12 protein-coding genes and 1 tRNA gene are annotated in these 12,902 nt (G+C 46.0%); 7 read left to right on the top strand and 6 right to left on the bottom strand.

From position 1 onward, the window contains the following. Positions 1-29: 29 nt before the first annotated feature. From VC178_RS03390 to VC178_RS03370, 5 genes are all read right to left on the bottom strand, one after another. A complete protein-coding gene (locus VC178_RS03390; RefSeq protein ID WP_416350541.1) occupies positions 30-1,010 on the bottom strand; it encodes a Bug family tripartite tricarboxylate transporter substrate binding protein in 981 nt (326 codons plus the stop codon). Between the two features lie 174 nt (positions 1,011-1,184). Then, on the bottom strand, positions 1,185-2,489 hold the full coding sequence (locus VC178_RS03385; protein WP_323481609.1) for a malonyl-CoA decarboxylase: 1,305 nt from the start codon (positions 2,487-2,489) through the stop codon (positions 1,185-1,187). A gap of 135 nt (positions 2,490-2,624) precedes the next feature. Beyond that, the gene (lgt, locus tag VC178_RS03380) at positions 2,625-3,416 is read right to left on the bottom strand and encodes a prolipoprotein diacylglyceryl transferase (RefSeq protein WP_215296605.1); all 792 of its coding nucleotides are present in this window, start codon (positions 3,414-3,416) and stop codon (positions 2,625-2,627) included. Positions 3,417-3,428: 12 nt separating this feature from the next. Continuing rightward, positions 3,429-3,893, bottom strand: coding sequence for a DNA polymerase III subunit chi (locus VC178_RS03375; RefSeq protein ID WP_323481608.1), 465 nt, complete (start codon positions 3,891-3,893; stop codon positions 3,429-3,431). A 14-nt stretch (positions 3,894-3,907) separates the two neighbouring features. Next, positions 3,908-5,437, bottom strand: a complete 1,530-nt coding sequence (locus VC178_RS03370; RefSeq protein ID WP_416350540.1) for a leucyl aminopeptidase — start codon at positions 5,435-5,437, stop codon at positions 3,908-3,910. A 249-nt stretch (positions 5,438-5,686) separates the two neighbouring features. On the opposite strand from VC178_RS03370, the gene lptF reads away from it, so the two are divergent. The 3 genes from lptF to VC178_RS03355 all read left to right on the top strand — a co-directional run bounded on the left by lptF (position 5,687) and on the right by VC178_RS03355 (position 8,958). Next, positions 5,687-6,802: an LPS export ABC transporter permease LptF gene (lptF, locus tag VC178_RS03365; RefSeq protein WP_323481606.1), complete on the top strand. Its 1,116-nt coding sequence runs from the start codon at positions 5,687-5,689 to the stop codon at positions 6,800-6,802. Beyond that, positions 6,799-7,953: an LPS export ABC transporter permease LptG gene (lptG, locus tag VC178_RS03360; RefSeq protein ID WP_323481605.1), complete on the top strand. Its 1,155-nt coding sequence runs from the start codon at positions 6,799-6,801 to the stop codon at positions 7,951-7,953. Before lptF ends, lptG begins: the two co-directional genes overlap by 4 nt. 63 nt (positions 7,954-8,016) lie before the next feature. After that, a complete protein-coding gene (locus VC178_RS03355; protein WP_323481604.1) occupies positions 8,017-8,958 on the top strand; it encodes a CysB family HTH-type transcriptional regulator in 942 nt (313 codons plus the stop codon). A 37-nt stretch (positions 8,959-8,995) separates the two neighbouring features. Here VC178_RS03355 and VC178_RS03350 read toward each other — a convergent pair. Continuing rightward, positions 8,996-9,080, bottom strand: a tRNA-Leu gene (locus VC178_RS03350). 152 nt (positions 9,081-9,232) lie between these two features. Here VC178_RS03350 and VC178_RS03345 point away from each other — a divergent pair. From VC178_RS03345 to VC178_RS03330, 4 genes are all read left to right on the top strand, one after another. Further along, a complete protein-coding gene (locus VC178_RS03345) occupies positions 9,233-9,952 on the top strand; it encodes a YebC/PmpR family DNA-binding transcriptional regulator (protein ID WP_215296600.1) in 720 nt (239 codons plus the stop codon). A gap of 21 nt (positions 9,953-9,973) precedes the next feature. Beyond that, positions 9,974-11,251 carry a phosphoribosylamine--glycine ligase gene (gene purD / locus VC178_RS03340; protein ID WP_215296599.1) on the top strand — a complete coding sequence of 426 codons (1,278 nt, stop codon included), beginning with the start codon at positions 9,974-9,976 and terminating at the stop codon, positions 11,249-11,251. 95 nt (positions 11,252-11,346) lie between these two features. Beyond that, a complete protein-coding gene (gene hemF, locus VC178_RS03335; RefSeq protein WP_323481819.1) occupies positions 11,347-12,198 on the top strand; it encodes an oxygen-dependent coproporphyrinogen oxidase in 852 nt (283 codons plus the stop codon). Then, complete coding sequence (locus tag VC178_RS03330; RefSeq protein ID WP_323481603.1) at positions 12,195-12,884, top strand: nicotinate-nucleotide adenylyltransferase; 690 nt, start codon at positions 12,195-12,197, stop codon at positions 12,882-12,884. Before hemF ends, VC178_RS03330 begins: the two co-directional genes overlap by 4 nt. Positions 12,885-12,902 lie beyond the last annotated feature (18 nt).

Below are 12,902 nucleotides of genomic sequence, written 5' to 3'. Positions count from 1 at the left end.
GATCAAACAAACATTTTAGGGAAGCAGTCTTAATCCAATTTAGCGCCAGAAGCTTTAGCAACCGCAGCCCAACGCTTTATATCGGCATTAACAAATTTTCCAAAAGCATCGCCGGATAAATTAGGCGTATCAGAACCATTGTTAGTCCAGATCGTCTTCATGTCCGGTGTATTAATAGCCTTTTGTACTTCTGCAATCATTTTGTCAACGATCGGCTGTGGCGTTCCCTTTGGGGCAAACAAACCATACCAAGTAGAAACCTCGTAACCCACCAAGCCAGCTTCAGCTGCCGTAGGGATGGTTGGAAAGCCAGGTGCGCGCTTTTGTGATGCTACCGCTAAAGCCACAATCGAACCATTCTTGATCTGTGCAGCAGAAGAACCCAGTCCATCAAATTCAATATCTACTTGACCGGCAATCAGATCTTGCATTGCTGGTCCTGCGCCACGATAAGGAATATGGGTAATAAAAGTCTTGGTTAGCATTTTAAATTGCTCCCCAGCAAGGTGGTGTGAAGAGCCATTACCAGCACTCGCATAGTTAAACTTGCCAGGATTCTTTTTAAGAAGCGCAATGAACTCTTTAAGATCTTTCACTTGCACGTTCTTTGGGTTCACCACAATCACTTGTGGTGGATTTGCAACCATCGCTACTGGAATAAAACTCTTTTCAATGTCGTAGTCTAGGTTGGGATACATTGCCGGGGCGATGGCGTGATGAGCAGCGCCCATAAAAAATGTGTAGCCATCTGGCGCCGCTTTTGCTGCAATAGATGCGCCCAATGTGCCGCCTGCGCCACCACGGTTATCAATCACGATTTGCTTACCCAACTGCTTAGTAAGCTGAGCAGCCAAAGGTCTTGCAAATGCATCTGTTCCGCCGCCGGCTGGAAATGGAACCACAAATGTAATGGGTTTATTAGGCCACTCTTGAGCCATTACAGCTAATGGTGCAAAACAAACGACAAATAGAGCTTTTCTGAAAAAACCCTTTAATGTTTGCTGAATCATCATGTCTCCTCCACAAGCCTATTTGGCTATTGTTTGTAAGTTATTTACGTCATTTATTCACTACTGAATGCTTTGCTGAGCCTTACTACTGTCCAGCTTCTTCCCATTCTAAAGGGAATGCTCTCTAAATTCTGCTTTAGAGCTTCTACTCCAAAACCCTGCATTTATCACTATCTAAGGCTGCATTAAACGACCTACCGCACGCGAGTAATCAATCTCACCCTGCGTAAATCGCTCATGATTCTCCTCAACTGACGATAAATCGTACAAATAATTCACCATCAGGGCTGCTGACTGTCGTAATCCCTTACGAGAAAGATCAGCCGCCCAGTTAATTTGATGCAACTTCGCACCATTTCCCAAATGAAACTTGGCTACTGGGTTGCCATTTCTGCCAGCAGACCCTAGGCCAAGATAAATACTTGCCAGACAAAGTAAGGCTGACTTTTCTTTTTCACTCGCATTATCAGGATGCCATCCAGCACCTAGTCGTTCAGTCCAAGACTGATTAGCAAGACCCATCGTCTCTAGAGCTTTCTCCCGAGCAGTGCGAATAGCTGGCTTTAATTGCACTCCTGTCTTGTCGCCAGCGATATCTGCACCTGCAGCAACCCAATCAATAAATCCAGGAATGGGAGAGAGAGTCACAAAAGTCTTCAGACCAGGGAACTCTGCATGCAACTGCTCAGCAACACGCTTGATCAAAAAGTTACCCATCGAAACGCCACGCAGGCCAGGCTCGCAGTTACTAATAGAATAAAACGCAGCGACTTTGTATTGGGAGTTTTGATGAACAGTCTCCGCCTTCTTATCAACTAGGGGAGTAATCACTGCGGGAATCTCAGGCAGCAAAGCTACTTCAACAAAAATCAGCGGCTCATTAGGTAATTGCGGATGAAAAAAGGCAAAGCAACGGCGATCAGGCTGCAAACGTCTACGTAGATCATCCCAACCATCAATGGCATGCACTGCTTCATGTTGAATTAATTTCTCCAAGACTTCAGCAGGGGATTTCCAATCCACTCGATGCATCTTCAAAAAGCCAGGATTGAACCAGGAAGACAGTAAGTGGCGTAAATCGAAATCAACTGCTGTGAGTTCAGGTTGCTTTTCTAGTAGCTGCAATAAATCACGCCGCATGCCTACCAATGCTGCAGTGCCATTGCTTGCGCGATTGAGGCGACGAAATAATTCTTGCCTTGGAGGCTCAGTAACACGCTGCAGTTTGATGTAATTACGCGCGCTAGCTTCAGCAGAAAAGTTTTGCGCTGCACTCATCACCGCAGCAGGATCTGGGTTGAGTTTTTCAAATAAGAAAGTGAAAAACTTCAAATGCTGATCTTTGGAAAGCTTTCGATAGTTATTGATGACATCATCCGCCATGCTTACAGCATTAGACTCGCCTCTCTCAGAAATGAGGCGGTTTACTGCGCCAGTGACACGCGAAAAATAACGCGCTTTTGCTAACTTTTCCAGCATGGGAGCCTATCTATTAAAACAGTGAATAAATCCAATAAACCATGTAGTACTACTTACTGGATGAATCAATTAAATCAACTGCATTTTCATTAAATTTCTAATAATGATAAAGGGATTCTTAATATGATGAAGCCTTTAAGAAATAAGGGGGGCCGAATGACGGCGCAGCAAGTAGGTACCGAAGATCATCATTGGTATGCAGAGCCACTGACCCATCGATAGGCCAAGGCCCAAGAGCCCCAAGAAAGCATCGGGCTCACGAGCATACTCAGCCAAGAAACGACAGACTCCATAGCCTAGTAAAAATAATCCGGATATCTGTCCAATCCGGCGAGGCTTACTTGCATACATCCAAAGAATGATTCCGAGTAAAACACCTTCACCCAGCAATTGATAAATTTGTGATGGATGACGTGGAATGGAATCCACTAGGGGGAAAACCATTGCCCAAGGAAGATCGGTTGGCCTACCCCACAACTCGCCATTAATAAAATTACCTAAGCGCCCAAATGCCAATCCAAAGGGAACCAAAGGCGCCACCAAATCACTCACTACAAAAAAAGTCGTCTGGCGTTTCTTTGCAAACCACCATAGGGCCACCAGAACACCCAAGAGACCGCCATGGAAAGACATGCCACCTTCCCAGATTTTCAAAATACTCAATGGGTTGGCAAGGTAAAAGCTCGGCATGTAAAAAAGGGTATAACCCAAGCGACCTCCAAGCACTACACCCAATACACCTGCAAATAATAAATCTTCTAGGTCTTTATAGGTCCAGCCCAAAGCCTGATAACGAGGAGTACGAATGCGTAAACGACCTAGCAACAGAAATTGCGCAAAGGCCATGAGATACATCAAGCCATACCAGTGAATCGCAAAGGATCCAATACGCAGTGCTGCCGGATCAAACTGTGGATGGATCAACATGAAAAATGGAAATTAACTCTTGGATTGATCAAAGTTATGGAGCTCATGACCTAATTCACGATAGGCCTTGAAGCGCTCGCGCCCTGCTAAGCGCTCCGCTTCATTCACTGTTACGACTTCCACAATCCGCGGAAAGCGCTCTACTAAAGCCGGCACATCTTGCGGCATGCGCATACCCAAATGAATCATCACGTCAGCATGGGGAATAGTGCTTAGATAAGGTGAAGCAAAGTTATCTGTGAGAATGATGGGTGTCTCTGCAGCAGCTTCATCGTCAATATAACAATGCGGCATAAAGTCAGTACTACTGAAAGTCCAAAGCAAATCATCCAACTTCTGTAGATCCCCTTTTTCACCGACAATCACAATCTGTCGAACCGGCTGGCACTCTGGTGTGGCGCTCCAGATTTTGCGGGTCAAGCGACAGGCATATTCCAGCTTGTCACTTACATTGCTATGAAAATCAATGCGCGCCATATAAATTGGCTAACTTACTTTTGCTCAAGCAAGAAATTCACCAATAGAGGAACTGGACGACCGGTTGAACCTTTGGCAGCACCACTCTTCCATGCGGTTCCAGCGATATCCAAGTGAGCCCATTTGTACTTCTCAGTAAAGCGCGATAAGAAGCAGGCTGCGGTGACACTTCCTGCAGGGCGTCCACCAATATTAGCAACATCCGCAAAATTGGATTTGAGTTGCTCATGATAAGCAGCATCTAAAGGTAAGCGCCATACCGTATCTAAGGAATCTTTACCCGCTTTCGTCAGAGCATCTACCAAGACTTCATCATCAGAAAACACGCCGCTATGCACATGTCCTAATGCAATGACGCAGGCACCTGTTAAGGTTGCTACATCAATTACGGCCTTAGGCTTAAAACGCTCCACATAAGTTAGTGCGTCACACAATATCAAACGGCCTTCAGCATCAGTATTGAGAATCTCAATAGTTTGACCTGACATGCTCTTCACAATATCTCCTGGACGTGTTGCTCTACCAGATGGCATATTTTCACATGTAGGCACTACGCCAATTACATTCCTCTTGAGCTTCATTAGTGCGGCGGAATACAAGGTACCAATGACCGATGCGGCGCCACACATGTCGTACTTCATTTCATCCATCGCTTCGCCAGGCTTCAGAGAAATACCGCCCGTATCAAAGGTAATGCCTTTACCAACTAAGACAATTGGAGCCTCTCCAGCTTTGCCACCTTGGTGACGCATCACGATAAATTGCGGCGGGGTTTCAGAACCCTTGGCAACAGACAAAAATGAGCCCATACCCAAAGCTTCAATTTGCTTGAGTCCCAACACTTCAACCTTCAGGGCGGTCTTTTTAGCCAAGCCCTGTGCAGTCTTACCTAAATAAGTTGGGGTACAAATATTAGGAGGAAGGTTGCCCAAGTCCTTGGCAAGGTTCATCCCCTCAACCATCGCACCACCCTGCTCAATCGCTAGTTTTAATTCTTTGGCGCAAGCATTGTTGCCTGCAAAGATCAAATGCTTAAAAGTATCAGCCTTATCTTTCGCCTTAAATTTCATCGCCGGTTGACGCACACCAAAACGATAAGCCTGATCGCCAGCATATTGAATAGTGAGCCGCACTTCTTGCGCAATCTTCTCAGATGTTTTAGATAGCGTAAAACTCGGAGCAAACCAAATTGCATTTTCAATTGAGCCACCGCTCAATGCCTTTAATCCTGCACGTGCCACTTTGGAATAAGCCGTCAAACTTTGATCGGCGGTTAAGCGCAGATCACCCATGCTGAGTAATAGCACCCGCTTAGCTTTGACTGCATTCGCAGACCAAGATTTATCCGCTCTCAATAAACAAACTGAGGCTTGTTTGCTATCTAAATCGCCCAAAACGTTGGCGTGACTTACTGAACCGCCCAAGAGCAGATCTAACTCCGCCAAAACGCCGGCCTTGGTCTTGGCACCTTTACTGCTCGCAAATCCTTCAAAGTCAGCTTTGGAATAACCCAAAACGAGGCAATCTGTAGTTTGAGCCAGCATTGTTTTGAGGCTCGGTTTGAGCAGTTTTGCACTCTGCAGGTCAGCTTGAGGGAAAATTTTGGTGCTAAATTGAATTGTCATAATCTATTGCAGTATTTTTAGGTCGATTCAAGGGCGAAAGATAGAAATCTAGGATGTTTATCCATTATCCTCCGACATGAGATTAACCTATTTTTCCCACATCAAAATAAGTCCTTTTGGCTTTTCATATACCCCCAGAACTACGTTCAGACCCATCCATCACCATTCATGATTTTTAAAGAAGCCCTTCGCCGCGAACTTAGCTTTACTACAGGCGGAGTCTTTTTGGTCTTGGTCACCATCATGGTCACCACTTTGGTGATTCGAATTTTGGGATATGCAGCCAATGGTTCCGTTAATCCTGAAGATGCCATCGTTCTCATTTCTTTGGCTACCCTAGGCTATCTTGCCGTTTTATTAACCGTATCACTCTTTGTTGCCATACTGATTGTTTTAGTGCGCTGGTACAAAGATTCTGAAATGATCGTTTGGTTTGCTAGTGGATTAAGCATCAGTAACTTGGTCCGCCCTATTTTGCAATTTGCTACTCCACTCATCATCATTATTGCCTTGCTGGCTCTTTTTGTGTGGCCTTGGGCTAATCGAGAAACTACCCTCATTAGCCAGCGCTTTCAGCAACGTGATGATGTATCGATGGTGACTTCTGGCCAATTTAAAGAATCTGCCAGAGCAGAGCGCGTCTTTTTTATTGAAGAGCTTGATGTTGATAAAAGTGAAGTGAAAAATATATTCGTAGCTGACCATAAAAATGGGCGCCTCAGTATTGCAGTCGCTTCCACTGGCTATATTCAAAACGCCGAAGGCGGAGAAAAATCCATTGTTTTGCATAATGGGCGGCGCTATGAAGGGCAGCCTACTGCACCAGATTTTAGAATCCTAGAGTTCAATGATTACACCACTAAGATCCGAAGCAAAGAAGCATTGGCGCCAGCCCCACGTGATCGAGAAAAAACGGTTTCCGAGTTACTGAACGACAATAATCCAACAGCATTTAATGCCAATCGCGCAGAGCTCCTTTGGCGCCTAGGTTTGCCACTGATGGCTCTGGGCTTGGTTCTGATTGCCATCCCACTAGCGTATGTCAATCCCCGCTTAGGCAATTACACTGCGATGTTTTATGCGGTCCTTATTTATTTGATTTATAGCAACCTACTGAATCTCACGCAAAACTTTGTTGCACAAGGGAAGTTCAGTGTGTTTGTCGGAATTTGGCCTATTCATCTTTTAGCATTTTTGATTGCATATGTACTGATACGCAATCGCATCAATCCATCCATTCGGTGGTGGCGTCGTCAACTTCCCGCATCCTTTTCTCACAAATGAAACTGCTCTTTCCGTATATTTATGAGCGTTATTTAGCTAAGCAGATCTATGCGGCCTTTGGCTTCATCTTGTTTGCCTTAGTTGCCCTCTTCTTATTCTTTGACATCTTGAGCGAGCTAGGCTCAGTTCAAGGTGGCTACACCCTACCAATCGCATTACTCCATGTATTGCTGAAGGCGCCGAGCCGTATTTCTGAAATTATTCCAATTGCAGGTTTGATTGGCAGCATTTATGTATTTGCCATGCTAGCGAGTCAATCTGAGTTCACCATCTTGCGTATCGCAGGACTTGATGTCAAGCGTGGCCTCATTACACTTACCAAAATTTCATTGCCCCTGGTGCTCCTAACCCTCATCATGAGTGAGTGGGCCGGCCCTTATGCAGAAAGCAAGTCTGAACAAATTCGCATGAAGGCCTTAGGCACTAGCTACTCAGCGCAATTTAAGACTGGCGTTTGGGTGAAAGATCGCCTCAGAGATGAGGACGGTAGCGGTCCCGTTCGACCAGGTGTACGCTATGTGAATGTGGGTAAGGTCGATAAAGACAATGAGATTCGTGATATTCGAATGTATGAATTTAACGATAACTACAATCTGCTATCGATTCGGAGCGCCCCATCAGGTCATTTCGATGAAGCTGGAATTTGGGCATTAAAAGATGTGACCGAAACACGCTTCAAAGAAATCAAACAGACCGATCCTCTCAACCCCGTTTTTTCTTCGAGGACATTTACCCACCCTACTCTGACCTTAGAGTCTGAAGTCACGCCACAAATTTTGAACGTACTCTTGATCAGCCCTGAAAAAATGTCGATTGTCAGTTTAGGTCGTTTCATTATTCACCTGCAAGATAACAAGCAAGATATACAACGTCACGCCATTGCCTTTTGGAAAAAAGTAGTTTACCCATTCACCATTTTTGTGATGCTGGCTCTAGCCCTCCCGTTTGCTTACTTAAAAGTACGTGCAGGCAGCGTTGGTATTAAAGTGTTTGGCGGAATCATGCTAGGGATGAGCTTCCAGCTATTTAATTCTCTTTTCTCCAACGTCGGTTTGTTAAGCGCATGGCCGACCTTCTTGACGGCCTTAGTCCCGCCGATGTTCTACTTTCTTTTAGCGCTCCTTGCTTTACGTTGGGTTTCTAAAGCCTAAGACCAAAAATTCATATAGAATCAGATTCCTATATCTCTTTAGATATATAGATAGGAGTCTTATATGAACCTTCATCAATTTCGTTTTGTCCGCGAAGCAGTTAGGCAAAACTTCAATCTCACCACTGCCGCCAAAGTACTCTTCACTTCTCAGCCTGGCGTATCGAAGGCCATCATCGAACTAGAAGATGAATTGGGTGTGGAGATCTTTCGTCGCCACGGCAAGCGTATTCGCTCACTCACTGAGCCTGGCAAACGTATTCTAAGCTCGGTAGAACGAATCCTCGATGAAGTGGAAACACTAAAGCGAGTTGGCGAGGATTTTGCCAGTCAAGACCAAGGCAACTTTGTGATTGCCACCACCCATACCCAGGCTCGTTATGCACTCCCTAAGGTGCTGACTGAATTTACTAAGCGCTTTCCAAAAGTGCGCGTCAGTATTCAACAAGGTAGCCCTGGGCAGATTGCGGAGCTACTAAGTCATGACCGTGCTGATATCGCCATTGCTACTGAAGGAATAGCCAATACACCTGGCGTCCTCGCTCTACCGGGTTATCAATGGCAGCACGTCGTCATGGTGCCATTGAGTCACCCGCTACTAAATCAAGCAACAGTAACGCTCGAAGAAATTGCAAAGTACCCAATCATTACTTACGACAAAGCATTTGCAGGTCGCAGCAAAATTGATGCGGCCTTTGCTCAACGCAGTATTACACCCGACATCATCTTAGAAGCAATTGATGCTGACGTGATTAAAACTTATGTTGAAGCCGGTATGGGTATTGGCATTGTTGCTGGTCATGCCTACGACTCTGAAAGAGATCGCAACCTCAAAGTGATTCCCGTAGGTCATTTGTTTGGCAACAACGTCACGCACATTGGAGTTAAACAAGGCGCATACCTAAGATCTTTTGTGTATACCTTCATTGAACTTTTCTCGCCCACGCTCACCAAGAAAATTGTTGAGCAAGCAATGAGTGAGAAAGCCGAAACTTACGAAATATAGTGCTTGGAGAAATTTGACGGCTTGATTGACCGTTAAATGGTGCCTCGGGGCGGACTCGAACCGCCACGCCTTGCGGCACCGGATTTTGAGTCCGGCACGTCTACCAATTCCATCACCGAGGCAGGTGTTTGCAGTGGAAATTCTGCGCAATTTGATGCTTTGTTACTGCTAAGACATGAGAGTGTAACAAAAATTGCCTAGTTGCCGCCTACCTTGGGCATAGAACCCCTTAAAATAGAGACTTATAGCCAAATTATTAAAAGGAATTACCCGTATGGCCGGCCACTCGAAGTGGGCCAATATTCAGCACCGCAAAGGTCGTCAAGACGAAAAACGCGGCAAGATTTGGACCAAACTCATCAAGGAAATTACTGTTGCTGCCAAATTAGGCGGCGGCGATCTGACGGCTAACCCTCGCTTACGTTTAGCGATCGACAAGGCTAAAGATTCCAACATGCCGAATGACAATGTGCAACGAGCTATCCAGCGCGGCACCGGCTCTTTAGAGGGAGTGAGCTACGAAGAGATTCGTTATGAGGGTTACGGCATGAACGGCGCAGCAGTGATTGTTGATTGCCTCACCGATAACCGTACTCGCACCGTTGCTGAAGTGCGCCATGCTTTCAATAAAAATGGTGGCAATATGGGAACTGAAGGTTCAGTTGCCTTTCTATTTAAGCACTGCGGTCAAATGTTATTTGCCCCCGGCACTAGCGAAGATCAACTGATGGAAGTTGCCTTAGATGCGGGTGCTGATGATGTGATCACTCACGATGATGGATCACTTGAGGTATTAACTCCCGTGCCAGATTTTCCTAAAGTGCAAGATGCGCTTTCTCAAGCAGGATTAAAAGCCGAATTAGCGACTGTTGCCATGAGACCAGAAACAGAGATTGCGCTGGAAGGTGATCAAGCGGAGAGCATGCAAAAATTGCTGGATGCACTTGAAAACTTAGATGACGTACAAGAAGTCTTTACCAACGCTGCTCTTTAAACTCTTACTAACTCTTCTATTATGAAAATTCTTCTCGTTGGATCTGGTGGACGCGAACACGCCTTAGCCTGGAAACTGGCGCAATCTCCTCGAGTGCAAAAAGTGTATGTGGCGCCAGGTAACGGCGGTACTGCAACCGCCAAGCAAACCGCTGTTGGCATTGAGAATTTACCGATTACCGGATTAGAAGAGCTGGCTGATTTTGCGAAACGTGAAAAGATTCACCTGACGGTTGTTGGTCCTGAAGCCCCATTAGCCGCAGGAATTGTGGATGTCTTCCGTAATCATGGCTTACGTATTTTTGGACCAACTCAACTGGCTGCTCAATTAGAATCCTCTAAAGACTTTTCTAAAGCATTCATGAAACGTCACGGCATTCCTACGGCTGATTACCAAACATTTTCTAGCACTCTAGAAGCTCATGCTTACATTGACGCTAAGGGTGCACCGATTGTGATTAAAGCTGATGGCTTGGCTGCTGGCAAAGGTGTTGTAGTAGCCATGAGCTTAGAAGAGGCTCATGCTGCAGTGGAGATGATGCTCGCCGATAACAAACTCGGCAATGCTGGTGCCCGCGTTGTCATTGAAGAATTCCTCACCGGCGAAGAAGCCAGCTTTATCGTTCTCGTAGATGGCAAACATGTTCTTGCGCTGGCAACCAGTCAAGATCACAAGCGCTTATTAGATGGTGACCAAGGCCCCAATACTGGCGGCATGGGTGCTTACTCTCCTGCGCCTGTTGTGACCCCAGAAATTCATGCACGGGCATTGCGTGAAGTGATCATGCCTACTGTTAAAGGTATGGAGGCGGATGGCTTGCCTTACACAGGCTTTCTTTATGCAGGCCTGATGATTACTCCAGATGGCAAAATCAAAACACTGGAATTCAATTGCCGCATGGGTGATCCAGAAACTCAACCCATCATGGCGCGCTTACGTAGTAATCTCGTAAATGCTCTTGATCACGCAGTAGATGGCAAGTTGAATGAAATCGAACTTGAGTGGGATCGTCGCACTGCTTTAGGGGTAGTGCTTGCTGCCCATAACTATCCAGACACGCCTCGTAACGGCGATGTCATTACCGGTATTCCGGTTGACACCGAAGATCAAATCACCTTCCACGCTGGCACCAAACTACAAGATGGCAAAGTAGTGACTTCTGGTGGACGGGTACTCTGCGTGGTCGGCTTGGCGGATACTGTTCGCGGCGCCCAACAAAAAGCTTACGATGCAATTAATCAAATCGAATTTGATGGCATGCAATATCGCAAAGATATTGGCTATCGCGCACTTAAATGAAAGTAAGAGCACCTTTGTCAACTCAACATACTCAAATTGATATCGCAGTCTTAAAAGATTATTTCTTAGGGCTACAAGATCGCATCACCAATGCCATGAGTGCATTAGATGGCAAAGCCTTCGCTGCAGACGAATGGCATAAACCTGAAGATAGCAAGCTCAAAGGTTATGGTCGCACCTGCACTCTAGATGGTGGCAATATCCTCGAAAAGGGTGGGGTTGGCTTCTCTCATGTTCGAGGTGATCAAATGCCACCCTCAGCTTCGCATCACCGTCCCGAAGTAGCTGGTCGCAGCTTTGAAGCGATGGGAGTATCAGTAGTCTTCCACCCTAATAATCCCAAGGTTCCAACCACCCATATGAATGTGCGCTGCTTTATTGCGCAAGCCCCAGATCAAGAACCCGTCTGGTGGTTTGGTGGCGGCTTTGATCTCACACCCTACTACGGCGTTGATGGGGATTGCAAACACTTTCATCAAACTGCAAAAGATGCTCTTGATCCATTCGGAGCAGAGCTCTACCCTCGCCTTAAAAAGTGGTGTGACGAGTATTTTTACTTGAAACATCGTGAAGAACCCCGTGGCATTGGTGGCGTTTTCTTTGATGATTTCAACGAACTGGGCTTTGAGAAAAGTTTTGCAATGACCCGTGCAGTAGGTGATGCTTTTATTAATGCTTACCTGCCAATCGTTGAACGCCGCTATCAAGATACCTTTACCGCTGAAGAAAAAGCATTCCAAGAGTACCGACGTGGTCGCTATGTGGAATACAACCTCATCTTTGATCGCGGTACGATCTTTGGCTTGCACTCGGGTGGTCGCACCGAATCCATCTTGATGTCCATGCCCCCAGTAGTGCAGTGGTGGTACAACTATCAGCCCAAGCCTGGGACACCAGAAGCTAAGCTGTATGACTATTACCTCAAACCACGTGATTGGTTAGCTTGAGCGCTCGTAAAAAAATTGGCATCCTGGGTGGCACCTTTGATCCGCCCCATATAGGGCATCTCAGATTAGCGAGTCATTTTGCAAAAAAGTTACACTTAGACGAGCTACTTCTCATACCCAGTGGTGAACCATGGCAGAAGGGCTCGAACATTACAGCCGCTGAAATTCGTTATCAACTCACTGAGGCTGCCGGTATTGATTTAGCCAAGGCACTTTCATATCTGAAGATACCCACACAAGTCGGTATTGATCGCATAGAGATTGAGCGTGCTGGCCCGAGTTACAGTATTGATACTGCCAAATCCTTACGTGAACGCTTTGGTTCCCAAGCAAGCTTAATTTGGTTGACTGGAGTGGACTCATTGATTCACCTACCAACTTGGGTTGCTTGGCGCGAGTTGTTTCAGTACATGCATTTCGCAGTAGCCAGCCGACCAAACTACGATCTCATGGCTGAGATGAGCCCTGAAATTCAAGAATTACTCGATACCCGCCAAACTTTTGATCCAGCAGCTCTTGAAAATCAAGCGGCTGGCCTCATCTACATTGATGAAGGTCTTGCAGTAGACCTCTCCTCTACCGACCTCAGAAGTCGCCTTCAGTCACCTGCTCGAAGCTCTATTGAGTCTGAGCAAATTCCATCACAAACACTAGAAATCATTACAAATCTGGGCTTGTACCAGTAATCAAGCTAAGATCAAGCT

The organism is Polynucleobacter sp. AP-Sanab-80-C2 (genome assembly GCF_035012965.1).
GTDB lineage: Bacteria > Pseudomonadota > Gammaproteobacteria > Burkholderiales > Burkholderiaceae > Polynucleobacter.
The sequence above is the reverse complement of the archived record's forward strand: the minus strand, read 5'-3'. Positions and strand labels throughout refer to the sequence as shown.